The organism is Bacillus sp. YBWC18, assembly GCF_002998775.1.
Classification (GTDB): domain Bacteria; phylum Bacillota; class Bacilli; order Bacillales; family Bacillaceae; genus Bacillus.
Window position 1 is genome coordinate 280161 of sequence record NZ_PVRI01000006.1, and the last position, 22250, is coordinate 302410.

Genomic DNA, 22250 nt, shown 5'->3' on the forward strand with positions numbered 1-22250 from the left:
ATAAAATTTAAAATATTCTAAAAACAATTTCTCTATGAAGAGAAATGTTTGGAGGTAAAGACATGTCCAACATGACAAACGGTCTTCAAAAAAATCTGAAAACAAGACATATTTCAATGATCTCCATTGCTGGGGTTATTGGCGCAGGGCTATTTGTTGGTAGCGGCGCTGTCATTCATTCTGCAGGGCCTGGAGCCATTCTTTCCTATTCTTTTGCCGGACTTCTAGTGATCTTTATTATGAGAATGCTTGGAGAAATGGCATGTGCTTATCCGACAAGCGGTTCCTTCTCACAATATGCGAGCGATGCCATCGGTCCATGGGCCGGATTTACAATCGGCTGGCTTTACTGGTTCTTCTGGGTGATCGTCATCGCAATCGAAGCCATTGCCGGTGCTGCCATTATTCAGTATTGGTATGGAGATGCATCTGTTTGGCTCACAAGTCTTATCCTCACTATCCTCTTAACATTAACGAATATCTTTTCTGTTAAATCTTTTGGCGAATTTGAATACTGGTTCTCATTAATAAAAGTCGTCAGCATTATTCTCTTTCTACTCATCGGTTTTGCATTTATCTTTGGTTTTGGCGGTCATCATACTGCAGGTCTTGCCAATTTAACGGGGAACGGCGGTTTCCTTCCAAATGGATTCAGCTCTGTTTTACTCGGAATTGTCGTCGTCATCTTTTCCTTCATGGGAACCGAGATTGTAGCAATAGCGGCCGGAGAATCAGCAGACCCAGTCAAGTCTGTGACAACAGCTACCCGCTCTGTTGTATGGCGTATCATCGTGTTCTACGTCGGATCCATCGCTGTCGTTGTGACCTTGCTTCCATGGAATTCAGCGAGTATTTTAACAAGCCCGTTCGTTGCGGTATTAGAATACATCGGCGTCCCATCAGCAGCTCAAGTCATGAACGTCATTGTTTTAACAGCCGTTCTATCTTGCTTAAACTCCGGATTGTACACAACGTCCAGAATGCTTTATTCATTAGCGGAAAGAGGCGAAGCACCGAAACGCTTTATGAAAATCAGCAAACGTGGTGTTCCTGTAGCGGCTACAGTCGCAGGCACCTTCTTTTCCTACATTGCCGTCATGATGAACTACTTTTATCCTGAAACCATCTTTTTGTTCTTAGTCAATGCATCCGGCGCCATTGCCCTTCTTGTCTACTTGGTCATTGCTGTTTCACAATTAAGAATGCGCCGTAAAATCGAAAAAGAAAATCCAGAGCAGCTCAAAATCAAAATGTGGCTGTTCCCATATCTCACGTACTTTACCATTTTGGTCATTTGCGCCATCTTGGCATCGATGCTGTTTATCGAATCAATGAGACCACAGCTCATTTTGACAAGTATCATTACCTTCGGTGTGCTTGCCGCTTATTTCGTCTTTAAACCGAATAAAAAAGTGCCTGCAAATGCAGCGCTTGAAAATAAACACCCGTAATGCTCCCGCTGAAAAGCGGGTTTTTTTATTTTATTCACCTATTTTGATGTCCGCACTTATACTGTATCAAATTGAATTTAAGTGAGGATTAGTCAACATGAACCTAGAAAAATTTGTTGACGAGCTGCCAATTCCAGAAGTCGCGGAGCCCGTCAAAAAGAACCCAAGACAAACGTATTATGAAATCGCTATGGAGGAGGTATTTCTAAAAGTTCATAGAGACCTGCCCCCAACCAAGCTATGGACCTATAATGGCAGTTTGCCTGGTCCAACCATTCAAGCGAATCGAAATGAAAAAGTCAAAGTGAAATGGATGAACAAATTGCCGTTGAAGCATTTCCTGCCGGTCGATCACACCATTCATGCCGGCCATCATGATGAACCAGAAGTCAAAACGGTCGTTCATCTGCATGGCGGCGTCACACCAGCAAGCAGTGACGGCTATCCAGAGGCTTGGTTTTCACGAGACTTTGAAGCAACCGGCCCCTTCTTTGAACGAGAGGTATACGTATACCCAAATCATCAGCAAGCCTGCACATTATGGTATCACGATCATGCGATGGCATTGACACGATTAAATGTGTACGCCGGCTTAACTGGGTTTTATTTGATCTCTGATGCGTTTGAAAAGTCCTTAGAGCTGCCGAAAGATGACTATGACATTCCTTTAATGATCATGGACCGTACGTTTCAGGAGGATGGCTCACTGTTTTATCCTAGCAGACCAAACGACACGCCAGAAGACAGTGACCTACCAGACCCATCCATCGTGCCCTTTTTTTGTGGAGAAACGATTTTAGTCAATGGAAAAGTATGGCCTTATTTAGAAGTAGAGCCGCGAAAATACCGCTTTCGTATCTTAAATGCGTCCAATACTAGAACTTACGAGCTGCATCTAGATAACGACGCCACAATCTTGCAAATTGGTTCCGATGGGGGCTTTTTGCCAAGACCTGTTCGCCATCAATCCTTTAGCATCGCACCTGCTGAACGTTTCGATGTCATCATCGACTTTTCAGCTTACGAAAACAAAACGATCACTCTCAAAAATACAGCCGGCTGCGGACAGGATGTGAATCCTGAAACAGATGCGAACATTATGCAATTCAAAGTCACACGTCCGCTAAAAGGGAGAGTACCTAAAACATTACGTCCGATTTTCAAACCGCTGCCAACGCTTCGGCCAAGTCAAGCTGATAGAGAGCGTACACTCACACTTAGCGGCACGCAGGATAAATACGGCCGCCCTATCCTATTGTTGGATAATCAATTTTGGAATGACCCTGTCACCGAAAATCCTCGTCTTGGCAGTCTAGAGGTTTGGTCCATCGTCAATCCAACCAGGGGCACACACCCTATTCATTTGCACCTTGTTCAATTTAGGGTTTTAGACAGAAGACCATTTGATACAGAAGTCTATCAATCGACAGGAGAAATCGTGTATACAGGACCAAACGAAGCGCCTCCTTTACATGAACAAGGCTACAAGGACACCATTCAGGCGCATGCAGGTGAAGTCATTCGGATCGTTGCTCGATTTGTTCCATACAGCGGCCGATATGTGTGGCATTGTCATATTTTAGAGCATGAAGATTATGACATGATGAGGCCGATGGATATCATTTAATAAAAATGAAACCACTCTTCCCGTAAATGCGTAGAAACTTGTATAAAACTTCTGATACACCAAAGGGCTAACGGACATCCATTCATTAGCCCTTTCAAAATGGAATAATAAATCGCATGAATGGTTTCTTTGAGCATTCAACACTTAAAATGTTGACGCAGCAAACCGATAATACTACTATATACCCATTGCATCTATCAAAAGGCACATAAGCCACAATGAACGAACAAATGGAAAATTGCGATAAAAAACGGAGGAGTTCAATTTGAATGAAGAAAAAGAGACTTGCCAGGTCACACAAGAAACAGCGGCAGGTAACATAGAGAAGCTTTCAATTCAGGAAAACGAGAGCATTTGGTCAAATATTGAACAGCTAACAATTGAACTCGGTGAACAAAAAGAATTCAACCACTTCATTTTAGATGAAAAACAAAAGGCCATCAGCACATTATCTGCCCTCATTACAAAAGGCGATTGTGATGAAGAATTAAAGACTCATTTTGAACAAGCATTACATATCGGACTTTCTGTCATAGAGATCATGGAGATTATTAAGCACTGTACAAAAGTTGCTGGATTCCCTCACTCCATTAATGCCCTGTTTATCTTTCAAAACTTACTAGACAATAACACCAAATAAATCAGTGAAAACGAGAAGCCTTCTGTCCTCTCGTTTTTTATGTACACTCATATTACTCTCTTTCTTTTCCTCTGTCACATAAGCAAAATACGAAAATACCACACGTTTCCTGCTTAAAAATTGCTTTCCCTTCCATGAATTCCTCAATTTCACCATCATTTCAAGCGGCAAAATAAAAAAATGTCCAGTTATATCAAATAACTGAACGTACCCTTTATCGATTGACAGTGAAATTGTTAACAATTCCGCCATCCTTCTCCCAAGCGGCTTCCACTGTTTTCTTCTTGATATTGTATTCAAATATCGTTCTTACCTTTGCTTTTCGTCCGGTGTCATCCTTTAATTCCTTTGCGTTTTTAGCAACACCTAAGAAATAAACAGAAGATCCGTCCGTAGAAAATTGCGGCTGTGCGGCACTTAAAATATGCATATCCTCACTGTTCTTAACGAGTGTCGTCTGTTTTCCTGTTTCTACATCAAGCATTTTAATAGAGGATACTTCTTTTTCGTTTCGCACCTTCACTTCTGTATAAATCAATGTCTTATGATCTGGTGAAAATGAAATATCATTGATCGTTTGCGAGATACGTGTAATACGCTTCCCCTTCGCACCTGTTTGAAGGGTGATCTTCATGGTCGTTGGTTCAGGGTCTCTTCCCTTTTCATTCGCTTCATCGATTTTCTTGTAATCTTCTTTTAAGGAATAATGCTGGATTGCCAGAAGGTTTGACGTCGGATCATAAGCAAAAGAACTCACAGTATCATCCTTGCTTTTTTCTGGATATAACACCTTCATTTTTTGTGTATTCAAATCATAAGAAGCGACATAAAATTGTTCGCCAGAATCCTTGTTATACCTGAGATATAACTGCTTCCCGTCCCCAGACAGCCTCATACTGTCGATGGAATCATCACTCGTAAACAGCGTTTTTTCTTCATCTGTTTTCACATTCAATTCTCGAATACTCACTTTTTGCGTGTCTTCATCCGTATACGTGTAATATAAAAGCTGTTTCGTAGAATCATAAGCAATCGAAGGATATGCTGTCAGTTTCTCCGTATGAAGCGCCCGGTCATGCAGGTAATACGTATTGTTTAACTGTTGATCTGTAAATGAAACGAGCAATTCGTCTTTTGCATCTTGATTTGTTTTCACTTTTCCTGCATGCTTTGCCTCTTGACCCGGCTTCATCATGAAGAAAATGACTGCCGCAATCACTGCGACTCCGATGACCGTGATGATCCACCATGTTGATTTTTTCATTGCCTTTCAGACCCTCTCTACAAGAAAAGAAGCCAGAAAATGAACTTTTCCCGCTTCTTTGCATGACTATGTATTAATAAGTGTAATGCCCTTTTACGACACCTTTACTTGTTTTATACCCTAGTGCTTTGAATGCTTTTGGACTGACGTCTAATACAGCGTTTGGCATTCTGCCTACATCATATTTATATACTGTAATCACTTTATGTGGTTTCGCTTTTGTTGTCACTCTAAGTTTTGTACCTTTTTTCGGTACGTCAAATCCCATTTTAGTTGCTGCATCCCAATGACCGAGTTTTTTTCCATCTGCGCCCTTTTTACCGACACCATTATACCAAGTAATATTGCCGCTTACTTTTTTTGCACTTGCTCCATGTGAGAAACTAAACGCCAAAAATAAACTAGCTACTGTTACGATTGTCGCGATAAGCTTTTTATTCATTAAAAAATCCTCCGTATTTGGTTTCTGCACTTATTATACATGAAGATGCCCCCAGTTATTTTACAGTCACATTACAAATCGAATACAAGTTGACCACTTTATGACCGATTTTGTTCACAAAAAATACCAAAATCGGCCAGAACAATGTAAGCAGCCCCTCTCTTTCATTTTATATAATAAAAGTGAATCCAATTTAAGGAGGAATTTTTATGAAAAAGTGGTTCATCGTTTTGAGTGTAAGTTTGGCCTTCGTTTTGATGCTATCAAGTATCCCTGCCTCAGCAGCTGGTCCCCGTCACGGTGCGATTGTGACACAAACGGATGAAGCCAAATGGTCAGGTATCTCTGCTGATATTGTGCTGCCGAAAACAGCCACTATTAAAAATGGCTATGCGGACTGGTACCTCGGTCTCGGCTCTGCCGTTGTAGAGAGCGGTATTTCAAAAACGCCTTCTGGCTATAAGGTCTTTCTTGGCAGCGGCTCACAAGGCGGCAGTCAATACTGGAACAGTGAGTACGATAAGAGCATTACGGATGGTGCACGTGTCAACTTAAAGCTCATCAACAATGGTGATGGCACAGTGTCACTATACGTCAATGGGAAATTGCGCTATAAGCAGCCTGTTTTCAACCCTAGTCGTCTGAAAAATCTCGATGTCGTCAAAATGGTTCACGGCGTCCAAGATAATGGAACAAACAGCTACTCACAAGCAAGTTTCTCGAATGTACAGCTTCGTGCGAATACTTCAGGAAGTGTCTATAAAAAATGGGATGGAACAATCAAATCATCGCTTTTACGTAAAAATTTAGAGTCTGGTGCTGCGGCTCCTAAATTCACCGTCATTTCTTCTATTCCATTAAGTACAAGCCTTTCAGCACAATAAGAAAAAAGCGCCCTATTTTGGGTGCTTTTTATTGTTCACAGCTTATCAACACTTCTCTTTTAATCAAAACAAGGATTCGTGGTAACATAAACATACATACTTCGAAGAAAAAAGGAGAACAAACGTGAGAAAAAGTCTACTTGTTTTCATGAGCCTAGTTGCAAGTCTCTTCATTCTAGCAGCTTGCTCGAATACGACGAAAGAACAAAAAACAGAATCTAAGGCACTTCCAACGATTAATGACCGCATTCAAAATGAAACGAAAGAAGTCATGGAGCAGTCTAAGCTCGTGAAAGACACAGCCATCACCGTTGATCAAAAGAAAAAAGTCATTTCTTTAAACGTAACCGCTTCATCTGATACCAATAGTGATTACGCTGAAGTCATCGGTTTAAACTTTGCCAAGACGCTGGCCATTGGGGCATCAACTGAAAAAGAAAACAACCTGCACAAACCAGAAAATGACAGCCTTGGCGCCCTTTATTCCTTTTACGATCTAAACATCACCGTGAAACAAGAAAGCGGCAAAGTGCTAGCAAAAGGAAAGAAAAAAACAAATGAAACAAAAATTACCTGGGAAAGAGCCCAGTAATTTATGGTTTTTTACGTTGAAAAAAGCTTGTAGAGGACCTCTCTACAAGCCTTTTTTCATGTTTATTCAGTCAAATCGTCTCTCATCGCATCTACCAGTGTGTGAATATCTGAGTGAGTCCTTGATGCTAATCGTACCAACAAATCATCTATACACTCATACAAATGATGTTCCCTCAAAATATACTCCTTATAAAATGGAATGACAAAGAAATAGAGCAAATCAGCCAATTCAAGTGCAACGTTATCGTCATCCTCATCTTCTAACGCCTGTCCAACACTTTCAATCAACCAAATCAAATCTGCTTTCTTTTCAATCGGGACATACATCAGTAAATGAATATCATCCGTATCCTTCGTTTGTAAAATCCGCTCAGCCGCTTCCTTTGACAGCGCCCCAATTTCTGTAGAAGATATATTAACAACCGCTAATTCATCCTCTGATCTCACTTGATTCATTTGCAGCAAGTTTTGGTCCATCTCGACTCACTCCCCATTCTCAGATACCTTTATTATAAGGAATTGATCTGATTTTTTATGGAAATAGTGGATTTTTTTATGTAATTTTAAAGAAAATGTGACATTATAAGCCAAGATATCTCATATCTCTCAAAAAAAAGCACTCTTGATCATAGAGTGCTTTTCTCATACATCCTTTACTCTCTTTTTCATCGCCTCAGCCATTTCCACGTCACCCTCTGCTTCCAACTTTTCAATGATGTGAGCATAATCCCTTTCATGGCGATTTTGGCTTAGTTTAAAAGCAGCCTGAACTTCATCAATGATGATTTTAAAGCCCACAATCCCTTTCATTTGTTTCTCTAACAGTTCATCAGACAATGTATCCCATAAAACAGGCTGTTCTCTGTGACTTTCGTATGTTTCCAGCATCGTGGTTAATTCTTTTACCAGTTCCCCTTTTTCTAACAGCACAGCCTTTCCATATACATGGACAGCCTGATAATTCCATGTCGGTACGGCTTCTTTTTCATACCATGAAGAGGATATATAGGCATGCGGTCCTTGAAAGATGACGAGCACCTTCTCATTTTCTTCAAACGTTTTCCACTGTGGATTTCCAATCGCCATATGCCCTGTAATCAAATACGAATCTTCAACTTGATGAAAACTCACTGGAATATGTGTCGCAATGGGTTTTTCATCCGTTGTGGTCACAACTGTTGCAAATGAATGTAATTGAATAAATGCTTTTACTTCTTCCATATCTTTCACTTGAAAAAAAGATGGAATATGCATATTCCCTTCCCCCTTATTGATTCAGCTAAGTGTTTTGGTCATAATGAAGTCCAATTGTTCTTCGTCCCCCATAAGGAATGCATGCACCCCTGTTTGAACAAACCCAAGCTTTTGATAAAATGCGATGGCCGCTTTGTTGTGCTCCCACACCCCAAGCCAAACATCACGTTTATGATATTTCTTCGCGATCTCAAAGGCTTGATTGATTAAATATCGGCCTAATCCTTGTTTTTGAAAGAACTGCTTAATATAAATTCTTTCAATCTCTAACGCTTCACTTCCCATCTCTTCTGACTGCGCATCATCCATATTGACCTTCAAATAACCAGCAACTTCGCCATTCACTTGAACAAAATAGAACTGTGAAGATGGATGATGTAATTCTTTTAACAGCTGGTTCGGATGAAAGGCTGTCTTTACGTAAGCATCGATATGTTCCGCTTTGTTTTGATTCTGAAAGGTTTCTATAAATGTGTCGATACCGACTTTTTGCAGCTCTTCTATATGCTGTTCATTACATGGAATAAAAGTGACGGTCATTGAAGTCATCACTCCTTATCATTTAGTAGCGTCTCTTATTTCCTTTTTTCACATAATCCCAATCTTTTTCGATATTTTTTCTCACCCTTAGAAGATACTCATATATCTGTTCTGCTTCCTCTTCAGAAAATCCATCCAGCGCTACTTGATTCGAATAATCATTTTCTCGTTTGATCATTGGATATACCGCTTCCCCTTTATCAGTGGGAAACAGCTTTTTGATTTTTTTATTCACTCGATCATCTTTCTTCTCAATAAAACCATGCAGTTCTAATTTTTTGATAGCACGAGCAGCCGTTGTTCGATCCACCTTGATCATTTCCGCCAGCTTTTCCTGAATGATGCCAGGCTCTTCACAGATACGCACAAGATACAAATACTGCCCCTTCGTTAAATCGTACTCTTTAAATTCAATATTACTTATAGAATCAAGCGCCCGAGCGATGACGCCAATCTCTCGCAAAATCTCTCTCATTTATCACGACTCCTTTTGTTGCATTTACAACAAACCACTATAGTTAGTATAATTGATCAATATTGTATTTGCAACAAAAAACCCACTCCCTATTTGGAAGTGGGTTTCAACTCTTTCTTTATTTATCACGCTTCTTCGATCCAAACAATCCGAACACGACGGCCAGTGCCACAATAATAGCAACCCAAGTAGTAAAGCCCATATGATCACCGCTTTTCTTTTTAAAATCATCCAATCTCTTCATTTTGGGTAAAGATCCATAAAATCACTATCTCTTATTTTAACGTATGAAAAGCAGTAATGGTTTCAATTCATCAATCTCTCATACTTTTTATTACACGTGACCAATTAAAAAAATCCATAACAAAAACCCCTATATTTCAAGGGGTTTTCGAGGATGTTACATCATTCCGCCCATACCGCCCATGCCGCCCATGTCTGGCATTCCGCCGCCTGAGCCGCCTTCTTCTGGTTTGTCAGCAACGACTGCTTCAGTTGTTAGAAGCATTGCTGCAACAGAAGCTGCGTTTTGAAGTGCAGAGCGAGTTACTTTTGTTGGGTCAACGATTCCTTTTTCGATCATGTTTACCCATTCGTTTGTTGCTGCGTTGAAGCCTACGCCAATTTCTTCGTTTTTCAAGCGCTCAACGATGACGGATCCTTCAAGACCTGCGTTGTGAGCGATTTGACGGATTGGTTCTTCAAGAGAACGTAGAACGATGTTTACACCTGTTTGAACGTCACCATCTGCTTCGATTGAAGCGACTTTTTTGTATACATTCACAAGTGCTGTACCACCACCGGATACGATACCTTCTTCAACTGCTGCACGAGTTGAGTTCAGTGCATCCTCGATGCGTAGTTTGCGCTCTTTTAGTTCTGTTTCCGTTGCAGCCCCAACTTTGATGACAGCGACGCCGCCAGCTAGTTTTGCAAGACGTTCTTGTAATTTTTCTTTATCGAATTCAGAAGTTGTTTCTTCTACTTGCGCACGGATTTGGTTGACGCGTGCTGCGATTTGAGCAGAATCTCCTGAGCCTTCTACGATGGTTGTGTTTTCTTTTGTCACAACAACTTTAGACGCGCGGCCAAGCTGACCGATTTCAGTTGATTTCAGGTCAAGTCCTAGGTCTTCTGTGATTAACTCTCCGCCAGTTAGAACAGAGATGTCTTCAAGCATTGCTTTACGACGGTCACCGAATCCAGGTGCTTTGACTGCCACTGCGTTGAATGTTCCACGAAGTTTGTTCACAACAAGAGTTGCAAGTGCTTCGCCTTCTACATCTTCAGCAATGATCAATAATGGTTTTCCTTGTTGTACAACTTGCTCAAGTACAGGAAGGATTTCTTGAATGTTCGTAATCTTTTTATCAGTGATTAAGATGTAAGGATTTTCAAGAACCGCTTCCATCTTATCAGAATCAGTCACCATGTATGGTGAAGCATATCCGCGGTCAAACTGCATTCCTTCAACCACTTCAAGCTCAGTTGTGAACCCTTTAGATTCTTCGATTGTGATCACGCCGTCGTTACCTACACGCTCCATTGCTTCAGCGATTAGGCTGCCTACTTCTTCATCTGCTGCAGAAATAGACGCAACTTGAGCAATTGATTCTTTGCCTTCGATTGGTTTAGAAATCTCGTGCAAGCCTTCAAGTGCTACTTTCACTGCTTCTTCGATCCCTTTACGAACGCCAACAGGGTTTGCACCAGCTGTTACGTTTTTAAGACCTTCACGGATCATTGCCTGAGCTAGAACCGTTGCAGTTGTTGTACCATCACCGGCTACGTCGTTTGTTTTGCTTGCAACTTCAGCCACAAGTTTTGCACCCATGTTTTCAAATGCATCTTCTAATTCGATTTCTTTTGCAATCGTTACACCATCATTTGTGATAAGTGGTGAACCGAATTTTTTCTCAAGAACCACGTTGCGTCCTTTAGGTCCTAAAGTTACTTTTACAGCATCTGCAAGTGCATCTACACCACGTAACATCGCACGACGTGCTTCTTCACTGAACTTAATATCTTTTGCCATAATAACGAAACCTCCTCAGTCTTTTTAGAAATATATCTCAATGTTTTTTTATGTGATTAACCAATAACAGCTAAAATGTCGCTCTCACGAAGGATTAAATATTCTTTGCCTTCATATTTCACTTCAGTGCCTGCATATTTTGAGAAGATAATGCGGTCGCCTGTGTTTACTTCTAACGCAACGCGCTCACCACTTTCAAGTACACGACCTGAACCTGCTGCAACAATTTTACCTTCTTGCGGTTTTTCTTTTGCAGAATCTGGTAACACAATACCGCTAGCGGTTTTTTCCTCAGATTCAACGAGTTCAATGATTACGCGATCGCCTAATGGCTTTAACATAAGAAACAACCTCCTCAATTTTTATATGTAGTCTTTTTTAGCACTCATCACCAGTGAGTGCTAACACATTTATTATAATAAAGAATGTCTTCTGTAATTTCAAGTAAAAACCTTTAAAAATTTTTACGCTTTCATGATCTTTTTTCAACTCAGATTCTTTCCTTTTCATCGAAAAAGAAGACTTGTGTTACAATAAATCTAGTTCTTTTAGTAAAGGGGTTTTCGTTACTTGAAAAAACAATATTGGTACATCATCTTAACGTATATATTGGTACAGGTTTCTGCGTTTCCGTATGTGTTCATCATGAAGTGGTTAGGTTATATTCAGACACCGATGACACAAGCAGAGCTCTCTAAATTGTCAGGTACATGGACAATCATTAGCTTCTGTATTGGACTAATCATTATTCTGCTCATCCTTCGGACTGTGCCAAAAGCTTCACTTCGAAATGAAGCACCGGTTTCAGTCGGGGTAGCTATCGCCTGGATCATTGGAGGTTTCTTTCTTTCGCTTCTCACACAATCGATTGCAGGCGTGATTGAACAATATGCATTCGGCATTGGCCGTGAGTCAGAAAACACGCAAAATATTTTATCTATTTTGGATGCTTTTCCTTTTCTTGTTATCATTATTGCACTAATTGGACCGATACTTGAGGAGATTATTTTCCGAAAAATCGTTTTTGGTGTAATTTATGAAAGGTCGAATTTTTTTATTGCGGCACTTGTTAGTTCAGCATTTTTCGCTGCTGCACACTCTGATTTTGACCACTTCTTTCTCTATACCGCAATGGGCTTTACATTTGCCTTTTTATATGCGAAAACAAAACGAATCATTGTTCCAATCGGAGCTCATATGCTGATGAACTCGCTCGTCATTCTTGTGCAGATTGAGCCAGTAAGAAAAATGATTGAAGAACAATCTCAAACAATGCAAATGATTATTGGAGGCTTTTTCTCATGAGAAACCCTGTCATATGGGGCGTCATTTATTTTGCCATAGGTGTTGCTTTCACCTATATAGCCATTCAAAATCCAGGTGACATGTGGTCATTTTACAGCATTTTGCTGATGGTGTTTGCGGCCTATAATATCAATATCGCGTTTAAAATGTTTGCCTTCTCTGTCAAACTCAAAAAACAGCAGCAAAAATAAATCAAAAACCATTTTCTAATCTCTGGAAAATGGTTTTTTTATGGAGGATAAGTTTTCATGGAACAAGAAATACTGAACATCTTAAATGAGCAGCATGAAGCGATTGGAGTTGCACCCCGTTCAGATGTCCATGCCCAAGGCCTTTGGCATGAAACCTTTCATTTCTGGCTTCTCAAAAAGGAACATGACACCGTGTATCTCTATTTTCAGCTAAGAAGCCCCGCAAAAAAAGATTTTCCTGCTCTGTTTGATATCACAGCAGCAGGCCACCTTCTTGCAAATGAACAGCCTTCTGACGGTATGAGAGAGGTAAAAGAAGAGCTTGGTCTTTCTATCCCTTTTGAGGATCTGAACTTTGCAGGAGTTATACAGGATGAAATCCATCTGCCCGAATTCATTGATCGTGAATTTTGCCATGTATATCTTTACGTCCATCAAGAAGAGCAGATGAACGTTCAATTACAAAAAGAAGAAGTCACTGGACTTTACAGAGCAAAGCTAATGGATGCACAGCAGCTTTTCATGAGAAAATGTGAAAATATTCATCTGGAGGGCTTTGAAGTTGATGAAGCCGAAGAACAACGTGAGGAAAACAGAGTAGTCTGTGTACAAGATTTTGTCCCGCATGAGCCTGCCTATTATAAACATCTATTTCAAGTGATCAATCAATTCCTTTCACAATAGAAAAAGCATCGTGACCCTTATTTGGATCACGATGCTTTTTTATGAGACATCATAATTTTCTTTCTCCTCTGTCTCTGTTTGCTGCATTTTGCGATAGGTCACTCTCGAAATGACGATACTCACTTCGTACAAAACGAGCATCGGCAAGGTAACCATGAGGTGAGAAACGATCTCTGGCGGTGTAATCAGTGCGGCAATGACAAGGAGGACAAAATAGGCATACTTCCGTATTTTTGATAAAAACATCGGTGTGATGATGCCAAGTCTTGTGAGAAACATCAACACAACGGGCATCTGAAACAAAAAGCCAAATGGAAGTGTTAACTGCATCAGAAATGTAAAATACTCATGAATCCCAATCACTTGCTCTACATTTAAATCATTCGACATCCGCATCAGAAAATCGACGACAAAGGGAAACAAAATAAAATAAGAGAAAGCCACACCGCTCAAAAATAAAAGCAGTGCAATCGGAATGTAAGCAAGTGTCACCTTTCTTTCTTTATCATATAAGCCAGGACTCACAAATGCCCATAGCTGATATAAAATCACGGGACACGTCAAAACCAAAGCAATGACAAATGCGAACTGCATAAACACGTACAGAGGATCTGTGAGCTTAAACGCGTTCAGCGTCAGTGTCGCCGCTTCATCCGTATTTTGTAAATACACAATGACCGGCTTAGCGAGAAAAAAACCTGCCACCATAAAGGCAACAAAAAACATCGCAATGATCACTAAACGTTTTCGCAGTTCCACAATATGCTCCATAAGCGGCATATCTTTGACATTCATGAAGCTCATCCTATTCTACTGATCTTCTTTTTTCTTATTTTCTTCCTGATCATCAGCTAAACCTTTTGTGGCATTTTTAAATTCACGTAATGTATCTCCTGCTGCTCTTCCTAATTGAGGAAGCTTTTTCGGCCCAAAAATAATGAGCGCAACAATCGCAATCAGAACCAAACTTCCAGGACCAATCGGACCCATTTGCTCCACCCCCTTTACCCCTTTTCGTCAATCCTCCTGTGTAACAGAGTAATGCTTTAAGAAATACACAAGAGACTGAAGTTCAACCGCCAAATCTATATGATGAATTCGAATGTGTTCCGGCACATTCAATCGAGCCGGCGTAAAGTTAAGGATTCCTTTGATGCCAAGGGCAATCAAACGATCTGTAATGGATTGAGCTGCTACGGCAGGTACTGTCAAAATGGCAACAGGAATATCTCCTACCTCTTGAACATGCTCTTCAAGCTTATCCAAATCATAGACAGGCACGCCGCCTATCTCACTTCCTATTTTACTCTCATTGACGTCAAAAGCCATTGAAATTTTTGTATTATTATTTTTGATGAAATTATAGTGTAAAAAAGCAGTCCCTAAATTCCCGACACCGATGAGCATGACATTGGTCATTTCATCTTGGTCAAGTGTCTTTCTGAAGAAGGTCAAGAGGTAATCGACATTATAGCCATACCCTTTCTTCCCAAGTGCACCAAAGTACGAAAAATCTCGGCGAATGGTGGCAGAATCCACTTTGACTGCATCACTAAGCTCTGCCGATGACACCCTTTGTTTTCCTGATGCATGCAGATTTTTTAAAAAACGGTAATATAGCGGCAAACGTTTGGCTGTCGCTTGTGGAATTTTTGACTGATCTATATTCATATAAGGTCCTCCAACTTAAATATCAGATGCTCTGTGAAAATCACCGTTTTTCCCGCCTGTCTTTTCAATTAAATAGGTAGGACCGATGATCATGCCTTTATCAATCGCTTTGCACATGTCGTAAACGGTCAGTGCACATACTGAAGCAGAAGTGAGCGCTTCCATCTCCACACCCGTACTTCCTTTTGTTTTCACCTGTACTTGTATGTTCAGAATGTGCGCATTTCCGTCTTCCTCCCAATCAAAGGAGATATCCACGCCTTTTAGTGCAAGCGGATGACACATTGGAATGATGGTAGATGTTTGCTTTGCTGCCATGATGCCAGCAACCTGTGCAACAGACAGCACATCCCCTTTTCCAATTTCACGTTGTTGTATTTTATGAAACACTTCTTTTATCATACGAACGCTTGAAGCAGCAACGGCGGTTCTCACTGTAGACGATTTGTCACTAATGTCGACCATCTTTGCTCTTCCCTGTTCGTTAAAGTGGCTAAATTGACTCATCTTTCAACGCTCCCTCACTCAAATGATACACTATTTTTTCCTATCTGTCTTTCATTTGAATATGGCGATTGTATGTAACATTTGCCGGTTTACTGCTGATAAGCTACACTTAACATATTATAGCAGAGGTGAAGTTACATGATGATTCTACAAGTGAATCAGCTGTCCAAATCATTTGGTGCTGATACCGTTTTAACGAATATAAAATTGGAAGTCAAAGCAAGGGATCGGATTGCCATTGTAGGTCGTAACGGCGCAGGCAAATCCACCCTTTTGAAAATCATTGCCGGTCAATTGTCTTACGAGCAAGGTGAGATCATCAAACCGAAAGACCTATCGATCGGCTATTTAGCACAGCATACCGATGTGACGTCTACACGTACGTTAAAAGACGAATTATTATCGGTTTTTGATCATTTAAAAAGGATGGAACAAGAGATGAGAACCATTGAGGAGAAAATGGCTTCCTCCACAGGTTCTGAGCTGGATTCCCTCATGAAAACCTATGACAGACTGCAGCAGGAATTTAAAGATCAAGGCGGCTATCAATACGAAGCAGATGTCCGCTCCATTCTTCATGGGCTCGGCTTTAGTCACTTTGAAGATGAGACAACCGTTCAATCCTTAAGCGGCGGCCAGAAAACCCGTCTAGCGCTTGGAAAGCTCTTATTAATGAAACCAGAACTCTTAATTCTGGACGAGCCGACCAACCATTTAGATATTGATACCTTATCATGGCTGGAGCAATATTTGCAAAATTATACAGGCGCCATTCTGATCGTGTCCCATGACCGCTACTTCTTAGACAAAGTGGTGAACCATGTGTATGAAGTCTCAAGAACTGCCATGAAAAAGTTCGCAGGCAACTATAGTAAGTATCTTGAACTGAAAGCTGAGCAGCTAGAGCGTGATATGAAGCTCTACGAAAAGCAGCAAGAAGAAATCTCAAAGCTCCAAGACTTCGTAGATCGCAACCTGGCAAGAGCCTCAACCACAAAGCGCGCTCAGAGCAGACGCAAGCAGCTGGAACGGATGGATCGTTTAGATAAGCCATTAGGTGATGAAAAATCCGCAAACTTTCATTTTGATATTACGAGACAAAGCGGCAATGATGTGCTGAAGGTACATGATCTCGACATTCGTTATGATGAAAAAACACCGCTCCTATCCTCCCTTTCTTTTCAGATCAAACGTGAGGATAGCGTGGCACTCATTGGTCCTAACGGGATCGGGAAATCAACCCTTTTAAAAACGTTAACGAACACATTAACGCCTGTAAAAGGCGACATCACCTTTGGATCTCATGTCACGATCGGCTACTATGACCAAGTACAAGCCAAACTGACATCATCCAAAAAAGTGCTCAATGAGCTTTGGGATGACTATCCTCATATGAATGAAAAAGAAATTCGGACATGTTTAGGGAATTTCCTTTTTTCTGGTGATGACGTCTTAAAGCCCGTTCATGCATTAAGCGGTGGAGAAAAAGCCCGGCTTGCCCTGGCAAAGCTGATGCTCCAAAAAGCCAATTTCCTAATACTTGATGAGCCTACGAACCATTTGGACTTAGATAGTAAGGAAATTTTAGAGAATGCGCTGATCGATTATCCAGGAACCATCTTATTTGTCTCGCATGACCGTTATTTTATTAATCGACTAGCAACGAAAGTATTCGAGCTGTCGCGAGCGGAAACAAAAGAATACCTTGGTGACTATGACTACTACCTTGAAAAGAAAAATGAACAATTAGAGCTTGAGGCGCTTCAAGAAAATGAATCGCTTAAAAAACAAGCAGCAAAGCCAGTAGAAACAGCAAAGCTTTCTTATGCGGAAGAAAAAGAACTGAAAAAGAAAGAAAGACAAAAGCAGCGCAGAATCGAGGAAATTGAAAAGCGGATTGCTGTCATTGAAGAGAAACTTGGTGAAAATGAAGAGCTTCTATGTGATCCTGCTATTTTCCAAAATCATGAGAAGGTCCAAGACATTCAAACAGAAAATGATACGCTTAATCAAGAGCTTGAATCACTTTTCGCGGAGTGGGAAGAGCTATCCGAATCTTAAAGAGTGCCCAAATGGGTGCTCTTTTTTCTTTCAGTGAAAATTTATTATCCACATTAATATCCACAAAAACTTCTTTGTTATTCTTAAAAATTTTGGACTTATCCACTTTATCCACAGGTTTTTAATCACATATCCACACAAAATTTCTTTTTTATACACATTCTCTTCATTTTAAAACAAAATTTTCAAATAATTGTGGATATATAACGTTTACATGTGAATAAATCGCTTTCATTGAAAATGAAAAAAACCTGTGTATCCACAGGAGTTTTCATTCATATGAGACAAGCGGTAAGCCCGGCTGGCCATTCATTGCCATATCGCCTCTTATTCCCTTTTCAAACGCAATGGTTCCAGCAGCAGCGATCATGGCTGCATTGTCTGTGCAAAGAGATAACGGCGGAATAATGACCTTCACGTCAGGTAGCTTTGTGAATGCTGTCTTCAAAGCTTCTCTCAGTCCTTTATTGGCAGCGACTCCACCAGCTAGGACAACCTGCTTTACGCCATAGGCCTCAGCCGCTTTTAATGTTTTCCCAACAAGCACCTCAATGACGCTTGCTTGAAAACTTGCTGCCAAATTCTCTGGAGCAATTGTTTCTCCCTTTTGAGATGCATTGTGTAATGTGTTAATTACAGCTGATTTTAATCCACTAAAGCTAAAGTGATAGGAACCTTCTTCAAGCCATGCACGAGGAAGTTTAATCGTTGGCTCTCCTTCATGTGCTAACCGATCAATATGAGGTCCACCTGGATACGGGAGACCCATCGTCCGAGCCACTTTATCGTAGGCTTCTCCAGCCGCATCATCTAATGTTTCTCCAATGACCTCAAAAGATCCATGCTCCTTCATTAGCACAAGCTCAGTATGTCCACCAGAGACAACAAGAGCCAAACATGGAAACTGTAATTCATCTACAAGCTGGTTTGCATAAATATGCCCAGCAATATGATGTACACCAACAAGAGGAATCTGATGAGCAAAGCTCAGTGCCTTGGCTGCGTTGACACCGATCAGAAGGGCACCGACTAAGCCCGGTCCTTCTGTGACAGCAATGGCATCTAAATCCTGAAAGCTCATATTGGCCTGTGTCATCACTTCTTCCAATACGATGGTAACTTGTTCCACGTGATGTCTTGAAGCGATTTCTGGTACAACACCGCCAAATCGTTTATGACTTTCTATTTGCGAGGCCACAACATTCGCCACAATTTCTTTCCCATTTTTTACAATGGATGCAGCTGTTTCATCACAGCTTGTCTCTATACCTAATATGAATCGATCTGTTTGTTCACTCATTTATATTCACCCACATGACCAATGCATCTTCCCCATTATCCGTATAATAATTCTTTCGAATAGAAGCTGGTCTGAAACCAAGCTTTTCATAAAGGGATTGTGCAGGTGTATTCGAAACCCGCACCTCTAAAGAAAGATGATCTGTCTTTTTTTCTTTGCAAAATTCCATGACATATCGCAGCAATGCTTCCCCGTAGCCCTTTCCTCTATGCTCAGGGAGAATCGCAATGTTCGTAATTTGTGCATCGTCCATGACGATCCAGACCCCGCAATACCCAACAGGCTGTTTATCTTCTTCAATGAGGAAATAATGGCTGTACTGGTTATGGAGAATCTCATAGACAAATGATTCTTTTTTCCAAGGCGCAGTAAACGAATGCACTTCAATCGTATACACCTCTGGAATGTCCGTTACCGTCATTTTTCGAATCTCTGTTATGTTGAGATTATTTTTGCCCTTCAAGCCATTTCACTTCCGCTTCTGCCAAACGAATATAGTTAGGAACAAGCTGATGAACATCTTCAGCAGGACGATCTGTCCCTAAAAACGCAAGCATTGAAGGTCTTGGGTTATGAAAAGCTCCCTCTGCTATCACAGCAGTTTCTCCTAAAATGGAGCGAATGCTCTCTTCATGAAGATGCACATCCTGCCCAAGAAATAGGACAGACTTTCCTGTCTGCTTCAGCTCATGAAGCCAATCCGTGAGCAAGATATTTTGGTCTGGTTTGATCTCTTTGATTTTTCCTTCTTCAAACGTATATAGCCCAGTATAAACTTGTCCTCTTCTCGCATCAAATAGTGGCGAGATCCATCCATCAAAGTATTGACCATTTGCCGCAAGTGTTTCTAAACTCGAAACAGCCGATATAGGGATAGACAGCGTCCACGCGAGTGTTTTTGCAATGGTCACACCAATTCGGACACCAGTGTAGGAACCAGGTCCTTTCGCTACAACGATTTTACTTAGTTCACTTGGCGCTACACCACATTCTTTCATTAATGCCTCAACAGTCGGCATCGCTCGGACGGAATGGTTCTTTTTTAAATACGTGATGCTCTCACCAATCACTGTGGAATCTTTTACAAGGGCAATTCCTAGTGTATGGTTAGACGTATCAATTGCCAGTATGGTCAAATTCTTTCATCTCCTTACAAAGGGTCTTATAGCGTTCCCCTTTTGCACTAAACGTGAGATGACGTTCTTCTTCACGTTCTGTTCTCAGCATTTCTATTTTCAAATAGGTGGAAGGCAATTGAGGTCCAATGAGATGTGCCCACTCAACCAAGCATACACCTTCGCCCTCAAAATATTCTTCGAGCCCAATATCTTCTTCCGCATCTTCCATGCGGTACACGTCCATATGATAAAGTGGCAGTCTGCCATCGGTATATTCTTTAATAATCGTAAAGGTAGGGCTGTTGACGATACGGGTAATCCCTAAGCCTTCTGCAAAACCTTTTGAAAAAGTAGTTTTGCCTGCACCTAAATCCCCTTCTAATGTCAAAACATCGCCTGGCATCACAAGTTTGGCCAAAGCAGCGGCAATTCGTTTCGTCTCATCCGCACCTTTTGTCGTCCATGTTAATTTCACAGTTATGTCACCTCATTTCTTAAAATGATTATATCCTTTTTTCATTAACATTGTTTGCTGTTCATTGTCTTTTAATATAACGCTTGCTGATTGATCACCTTTGACTTGTCCAATGCGTTTGACTTGAATGTCTTCTTTTCTACATTGCATTTCAAAGCTTTCCCAATCAGCCTCTGGAATCGTACCAGTTAATACAAAGTCTTCCCCGCCAAATAACACCCATTCCAGCCAGTCTTTACGCAGCACTGGTAAATCTGGATGTGCGGGGAGCTTGTTTGCTTCTATCTCTATCGTCACATGACTCGCTTCGGCTATCTCATTCAGCTCACTCGCTAATCCATCACTCACATCATTCAAGGTGACCCGTGGGAAGCTTGAGCAAATATGTCCAGCAGCAATGTGAGGCTGAGGCTTTTTATGACGCTCAAGAAAAAAGGCTTTGTCGACTGCCTTGGTAGGGGTTACTTCGTTCATTAAAATTGATAAGCCAGCAGCTGATGAACCAAGCTCACCTGTGACAAAGACGACGTCTCCTGTCTGAGCACTGTGACGATAACAAGCTGTTCCCTTGGGAACCTCGCCAATGACCGTCACTGTAATGACAAAGTCACTGCGAGTGGCGACCGTATCTCCACCAATTAAATCCATATGATAGGTGTCAGCCAATGCTTTCATTCCCTCGTAAAGAGCTGAGACGATCGTCTCATCACCATGAGGGGGGATCGCAATCGATACAAGATAATACTTTGGGGTTCCTCCCATTGCGGCGATATCACTGACATTGACCGCTAGTGCTTTAAAGCCAATCTCAAAAGGTGTGGAAAAATCAAAGCGAAAATGAACATACTCCACCATTGTATCAACACAAACGACCTCTTCACAATGTGAATGAGGTTGATAAACACTTGCATCATCACCGATGCCCATAACCAAAGAACGCTGATGTGTTTCTTTTGGTGTAATTCGGCGAATAAGATCAAATTCATCCATAAAAAGCAGCCCCTTCATGCAATCAATTGATTGAGTAGACACGATGTCAGACATAATTAGTATTAGTGTAAGCCAATATGAGTTTCAATTCCAATTAAAAATGATATAAAGAAAGCCTGGTATGAAAAAACCAGGCTGGGTTGAAGTGATCTATCTTTTTCTTTTCACATAACGTGTAGCCAAACACAAACCAATTCATTGCATCTTGGATACGTACGAAAAGAAAAAGACATAAAAAAAAACGAAACTATACGTTTTCGTTTACAAGTCATAAAAATGGCGGTCCGGACGGGACTCGAACCCGCGACCTCCTGCGTGACAGGCAGGCATTCTAACCAACTGAACTACCGGACCATTTTGGTTGCGGGGGCAGGATTTGAACCTGCGACCTTCGGGTTATGAGCCCGACGAGCTACCGAACTGCTCCACCCCGCGATGATATAAATATGACAAGCTTGGCGGCGTCCTACTCTCACAGGGGGAGACCCCCAACTACCATCGGCGCTGAAGAGCTTAACTTCCGTGTTCGGTATGGGAACGGGTGTGACCTCTTCGCTATCGCCACCAAACCTGATGGAGAGAATGTTCTCTCAAAACTAGATAACAATGTTCATGCTTCACATTAGAATATAGGTTAAGTCCTCGATCTATTAGTATCTGTCAGCTCCACGTGTCACCACGCTTCCACCTCAGACCTATCAACCTGATCATCTTTCAGGGATCTTACTTCCTTGCGGAATGG

General features: G+C 41.1%; 28 protein-coding genes, 2 tRNA genes and 2 rRNA genes. 9 read left to right on the plus strand and 23 right to left on the minus strand.

The window, feature by feature from the left end:
* The first annotated feature begins 62 nt into the window (after positions 1-62).
* From gabP to C6348_RS16915, 3 genes are all read left to right on the plus strand, one after another.
* Positions 63-1451 carry a GABA permease gene (gene gabP, locus C6348_RS16905; protein ID WP_106043801.1) on the plus strand — a complete coding sequence of 463 codons (1389 nt, stop codon included), beginning with the start codon at positions 63-65 and terminating at the stop codon, positions 1449-1451.
* 97 nt (positions 1452-1548) lie between these two features.
* Positions 1549-3078 carry a multicopper oxidase family protein gene (locus C6348_RS16910; protein ID WP_106043802.1) on the plus strand — a complete coding sequence of 510 codons (1530 nt, stop codon included), beginning with the start codon at positions 1549-1551 and terminating at the stop codon, positions 3076-3078.
* Positions 3079-3343: 265 nt separating this feature from the next.
* Positions 3344-3718: a carboxymuconolactone decarboxylase family protein gene (locus C6348_RS16915; RefSeq protein ID WP_034664837.1), complete on the plus strand. Its 375-nt coding sequence runs from the start codon at positions 3344-3346 to the stop codon at positions 3716-3718.
* Here the strand turns inward: C6348_RS16915 and C6348_RS16920 are convergent.
* The 3 genes from C6348_RS16920 to C6348_RS16930 all read right to left on the minus strand — a co-directional run bounded on the left by C6348_RS16920 (position 3698) and on the right by C6348_RS16930 (position 5424).
* Positions 3698-3961: a hypothetical protein gene (locus C6348_RS16920; protein WP_106043803.1), complete on the minus strand. Its 264-nt coding sequence runs from the start codon at positions 3959-3961 to the stop codon at positions 3698-3700. The genes C6348_RS16915 and C6348_RS16920 overlap by 21 nt on opposite strands.
* Positions 3933-4982, minus strand: a complete 1050-nt coding sequence (locus tag C6348_RS16925) for a hypothetical protein (RefSeq protein WP_106043804.1) — start codon at positions 4980-4982, stop codon at positions 3933-3935. The genes C6348_RS16920 and C6348_RS16925 overlap by 29 nt, the downstream gene beginning before the upstream one ends.
* 73 nt (positions 4983-5055) lie before the next feature.
* Positions 5056-5424, minus strand: a complete 369-nt coding sequence (locus C6348_RS16930; RefSeq protein ID WP_003213878.1) for an RlpA-like double-psi beta-barrel domain-containing protein — start codon at positions 5422-5424, stop codon at positions 5056-5058.
* Between the two features lie 209 nt (positions 5425-5633).
* Between C6348_RS16930 and C6348_RS16935 the strand changes: the two genes are divergently transcribed.
* Positions 5634-6308, plus strand: coding sequence for a hypothetical protein (locus tag C6348_RS16935; protein WP_106043805.1), 675 nt, complete (start codon positions 5634-5636; stop codon positions 6306-6308).
* Positions 6309-6432: 124 nt separating this feature from the next.
* Positions 6433-6900 (plus strand): hypothetical protein, encoded by a 468-nt coding sequence (locus tag C6348_RS16940; RefSeq protein ID WP_106043806.1) that lies wholly within the window; start codon positions 6433-6435, stop codon positions 6898-6900.
* Positions 6901-6962: 62 nt separating this feature from the next.
* Here C6348_RS16940 and C6348_RS16945 read toward each other — a convergent pair whose 3' ends face one another.
* From C6348_RS16945 to groES, 7 genes are all read right to left on the minus strand, one after another.
* A complete protein-coding gene (locus C6348_RS16945; RefSeq protein WP_106043807.1) occupies positions 6963-7379 on the minus strand; it encodes a hypothetical protein in 417 nt (138 codons plus the stop codon).
* 165 nt (positions 7380-7544) lie between these two features.
* Complete coding sequence (locus tag C6348_RS16950; protein WP_106043808.1) at positions 7545-8156, minus strand: FMN-binding negative transcriptional regulator; 612 nt, start codon at positions 8154-8156, stop codon at positions 7545-7547.
* Between the two features lie 21 nt (positions 8157-8177).
* Complete coding sequence (paiA, locus tag C6348_RS16955; protein WP_106043809.1) at positions 8178-8696, minus strand: spermidine/spermine N(1)-acetyltransferase; 519 nt, start codon at positions 8694-8696, stop codon at positions 8178-8180.
* Positions 8697-8718: 22 nt separating this feature from the next.
* Entirely contained in the window at positions 8719-9171 is a 453-nt protein-coding gene (locus tag C6348_RS16960) for a MarR family winged helix-turn-helix transcriptional regulator (RefSeq protein WP_034664870.1), read from the minus strand.
* A 118-nt stretch (positions 9172-9289) separates the two neighbouring features.
* A complete protein-coding gene (locus C6348_RS19185) occupies positions 9290-9415 on the minus strand; it encodes a hypothetical protein (protein WP_262982738.1) in 126 nt (41 codons plus the stop codon).
* Between the two features lie 156 nt (positions 9416-9571).
* Positions 9572-11206, minus strand: coding sequence for a chaperonin GroEL (groL, locus tag C6348_RS16965; protein ID WP_034320371.1), 1635 nt, complete (start codon positions 11204-11206; stop codon positions 9572-9574).
* A 56-nt stretch (positions 11207-11262) separates the two neighbouring features.
* Positions 11263-11547 (minus strand): co-chaperone GroES, encoded by a 285-nt coding sequence (groES, locus tag C6348_RS16970; protein WP_003214120.1) that lies wholly within the window; start codon positions 11545-11547, stop codon positions 11263-11265.
* 229 nt (positions 11548-11776) lie between these two features.
* Between groES and C6348_RS16975 the strand changes: the two genes are divergently transcribed.
* From C6348_RS16975 to C6348_RS16985, 3 genes are read left to right on the plus strand one after another with little or no spacing between them, the layout of a single operon-like run.
* Positions 11777-12511 (plus strand): CPBP family intramembrane glutamic endopeptidase, encoded by a 735-nt coding sequence (locus C6348_RS16975; protein WP_106043810.1) that lies wholly within the window; start codon positions 11777-11779, stop codon positions 12509-12511.
* Positions 12508-12702, plus strand: coding sequence for a YdiK family protein (locus C6348_RS16980; protein WP_106043811.1), 195 nt, complete (start codon positions 12508-12510; stop codon positions 12700-12702). Before C6348_RS16975 ends, C6348_RS16980 begins: the two co-directional genes overlap by 4 nt.
* Positions 12703-12759: 57 nt before the next feature.
* A complete protein-coding gene (locus C6348_RS16985; RefSeq protein ID WP_106043812.1) occupies positions 12760-13386 on the plus strand; it encodes an NUDIX hydrolase in 627 nt (208 codons plus the stop codon).
* Positions 13387-13425: 39 nt separating this feature from the next.
* On the opposite strand, the gene tatC is transcribed toward C6348_RS16985, so the two are convergent.
* From tatC to moaC, 4 genes are read right to left on the minus strand one after another with little or no spacing between them, the layout of a single operon-like run.
* Positions 13426-14190 (minus strand): twin-arginine translocase subunit TatC, encoded by a 765-nt coding sequence (gene tatC / locus C6348_RS16990; RefSeq protein WP_223250516.1) that lies wholly within the window; start codon positions 14188-14190, stop codon positions 13426-13428.
* A 6-nt stretch (positions 14191-14196) separates the two neighbouring features.
* Positions 14197-14376 carry a twin-arginine translocase TatA/TatE family subunit gene (locus C6348_RS16995; protein WP_012009077.1) on the minus strand — a complete coding sequence of 60 codons (180 nt, stop codon included), beginning with the start codon at positions 14374-14376 and terminating at the stop codon, positions 14197-14199.
* A 27-nt stretch (positions 14377-14403) separates the two neighbouring features.
* Positions 14404-15057: a redox-sensing transcriptional repressor Rex gene (locus C6348_RS17000; protein WP_008355687.1), complete on the minus strand. Its 654-nt coding sequence runs from the start codon at positions 15055-15057 to the stop codon at positions 14404-14406.
* 15 nt (positions 15058-15072) lie between these two features.
* Positions 15073-15564 (minus strand): cyclic pyranopterin monophosphate synthase MoaC, encoded by a 492-nt coding sequence (gene moaC / locus C6348_RS17005; RefSeq protein WP_034664898.1) that lies wholly within the window; start codon positions 15562-15564, stop codon positions 15073-15075.
* Positions 15565-15702: 138 nt separating this feature from the next.
* Between moaC and C6348_RS17010 the strand changes: the two genes are divergently transcribed.
* Positions 15703-17625, plus strand: a complete 1923-nt coding sequence (locus C6348_RS17010) for an ABC transporter ATP-binding protein (RefSeq protein WP_106043813.1) — start codon at positions 15703-15705, stop codon at positions 17623-17625.
* Between the two features lie 271 nt (positions 17626-17896).
* Here the strand turns inward: C6348_RS17010 and tsaD are convergent, their stop codons facing one another.
* The 9 genes from tsaD to C6348_RS17055 form a co-directional block, all read right to left on the minus strand.
* A complete protein-coding gene (gene tsaD / locus C6348_RS17015) occupies positions 17897-18925 on the minus strand; it encodes a tRNA (adenosine(37)-N6)-threonylcarbamoyltransferase complex transferase subunit TsaD (RefSeq protein WP_106043814.1) in 1029 nt (342 codons plus the stop codon).
* Positions 18918-19346: a ribosomal protein S18-alanine N-acetyltransferase gene (gene rimI, locus C6348_RS17020; RefSeq protein WP_095286066.1), complete on the minus strand. Its 429-nt coding sequence runs from the start codon at positions 19344-19346 to the stop codon at positions 18918-18920. Before rimI ends, tsaD begins: the two co-directional genes overlap by 8 nt.
* 25 nt (positions 19347-19371) lie before the next feature.
* Positions 19372-20061 carry a tRNA (adenosine(37)-N6)-threonylcarbamoyltransferase complex dimerization subunit type 1 TsaB gene (tsaB, locus tag C6348_RS17025; protein WP_106043815.1) on the minus strand — a complete coding sequence of 230 codons (690 nt, stop codon included), beginning with the start codon at positions 20059-20061 and terminating at the stop codon, positions 19372-19374.
* Entirely contained in the window at positions 20042-20518 is a 477-nt protein-coding gene (tsaE, locus tag C6348_RS17030; protein ID WP_106031432.1) for a tRNA (adenosine(37)-N6)-threonylcarbamoyltransferase complex ATPase subunit type 1 TsaE, read from the minus strand. Before tsaE ends, tsaB begins: the two co-directional genes overlap by 20 nt.
* A gap of 12 nt (positions 20519-20530) precedes the next feature.
* Positions 20531-21508 (minus strand): thiamine-phosphate kinase, encoded by a 978-nt coding sequence (gene thiL / locus C6348_RS17035; protein ID WP_106043816.1) that lies wholly within the window; start codon positions 21506-21508, stop codon positions 20531-20533.
* A 277-nt stretch (positions 21509-21785) separates the two neighbouring features.
* Positions 21786-21862 (minus strand) — tRNA-Asp (locus C6348_RS17040).
* A 4-nt stretch (positions 21863-21866) separates the two neighbouring features.
* Positions 21867-21943: transfer RNA gene (locus tag C6348_RS17045), tRNA-Met, on the minus strand.
* Positions 21944-21961: 18 nt separating this feature from the next.
* Positions 21962-22077: ribosomal RNA gene (gene rrf / locus C6348_RS17050) — 5S ribosomal RNA — on the minus strand.
* 61 nt (positions 22078-22138) lie between these two features.
* Positions 22139-22250: ribosomal RNA gene (locus C6348_RS17055) — 23S ribosomal RNA — on the minus strand; the annotation flags it as partial.

Coding starts and splice junctions, on each gene's coding strand:
- gabP (WP_106043801.1), top strand. CDS start 63: ATGTCCAACATGACAAACGGTCTTCAAAAAAATCTGAAAACAAGACAT.
- C6348_RS16910 (WP_106043802.1), top strand. CDS start 1,549: ATGAACCTAGAAAAATTTGTTGACGAGCTGCCAATTCCAGAAGTCGCG.
- C6348_RS16925 (WP_106043804.1), bottom strand. CDS start 4,982: ATGAAAAAATCAACATGGTGGATCATCACGGTCATCGGAGTCGCAGTG.
- C6348_RS16930 (WP_003213878.1), bottom strand. CDS start 5,424: ATGAATAAAAAGCTTATCGCGACAATCGTAACAGTAGCTAGTTTATTT.
- C6348_RS16935 (WP_106043805.1), top strand. CDS start 5,634: ATGAAAAAGTGGTTCATCGTTTTGAGTGTAAGTTTGGCCTTCGTTTTG.
- C6348_RS16945 (WP_106043807.1), bottom strand. CDS start 7,379: ATGGACCAAAACTTGCTGCAAATGAATCAAGTGAGATCAGAGGATGAA.
- C6348_RS16950 (WP_106043808.1), bottom strand. CDS start 8,156: ATGCATATTCCATCTTTTTTTCAAGTGAAAGATATGGAAGAAGTAAAA.
- paiA (WP_106043809.1), bottom strand. CDS start 8,696: ATGACCGTCACTTTTATTCCATGTAATGAACAGCATATAGAAGAGCTG.
- C6348_RS16960 (WP_034664870.1), bottom strand. CDS start 9,171: ATGAGAGAGATTTTGCGAGAGATTGGCGTCATCGCTCGGGCGCTTGAT.
- C6348_RS19185 (WP_262982738.1), bottom strand. CDS start 9,415: ATGAAGAGATTGGATGATTTTAAAAAGAAAAGCGGTGATCATATGGGC.
- groL (WP_034320371.1), bottom strand. CDS start 11,206: ATGGCAAAAGATATTAAGTTCAGTGAAGAAGCACGTCGTGCGATGTTA.
- groES (WP_003214120.1), bottom strand. CDS start 11,547: ATGTTAAAGCCATTAGGCGATCGCGTAATCATTGAACTCGTTGAATCT.
- C6348_RS16980 (WP_106043811.1), top strand. CDS start 12,508: ATGAGAAACCCTGTCATATGGGGCGTCATTTATTTTGCCATAGGTGTT.
- C6348_RS16985 (WP_106043812.1), top strand. CDS start 12,760: ATGGAACAAGAAATACTGAACATCTTAAATGAGCAGCATGAAGCGATT.
- tatC (WP_223250516.1), bottom strand. CDS start 14,190: ATGAGCTTCATGAATGTCAAAGATATGCCGCTTATGGAGCATATTGTG.
- C6348_RS16995 (WP_012009077.1), bottom strand. CDS start 14,376: ATGGGTCCGATTGGTCCTGGAAGTTTGGTTCTGATTGCGATTGTTGCG.
- C6348_RS17000 (WP_008355687.1), bottom strand. CDS start 15,057: ATGAATATAGATCAGTCAAAAATTCCACAAGCGACAGCCAAACGTTTG.
- moaC (WP_034664898.1), bottom strand. CDS start 15,564: ATGAGTCAATTTAGCCACTTTAACGAACAGGGAAGAGCAAAGATGGTC.
- C6348_RS17010 (WP_106043813.1), top strand. CDS start 15,703: ATGATGATTCTACAAGTGAATCAGCTGTCCAAATCATTTGGTGCTGAT.
- tsaD (WP_106043814.1), bottom strand. CDS start 18,925: ATGAGTGAACAAACAGATCGATTCATATTAGGTATAGAGACAAGCTGT.
- rimI (WP_095286066.1), bottom strand. CDS start 19,346: ATGACGGTAACGGACATTCCAGAGGTGTATACGATTGAAGTGCATTCG.
- thiL (WP_106043816.1), bottom strand. CDS start 21,508: ATGGATGAATTTGATCTTATTCGCCGAATTACACCAAAAGAAACACAT.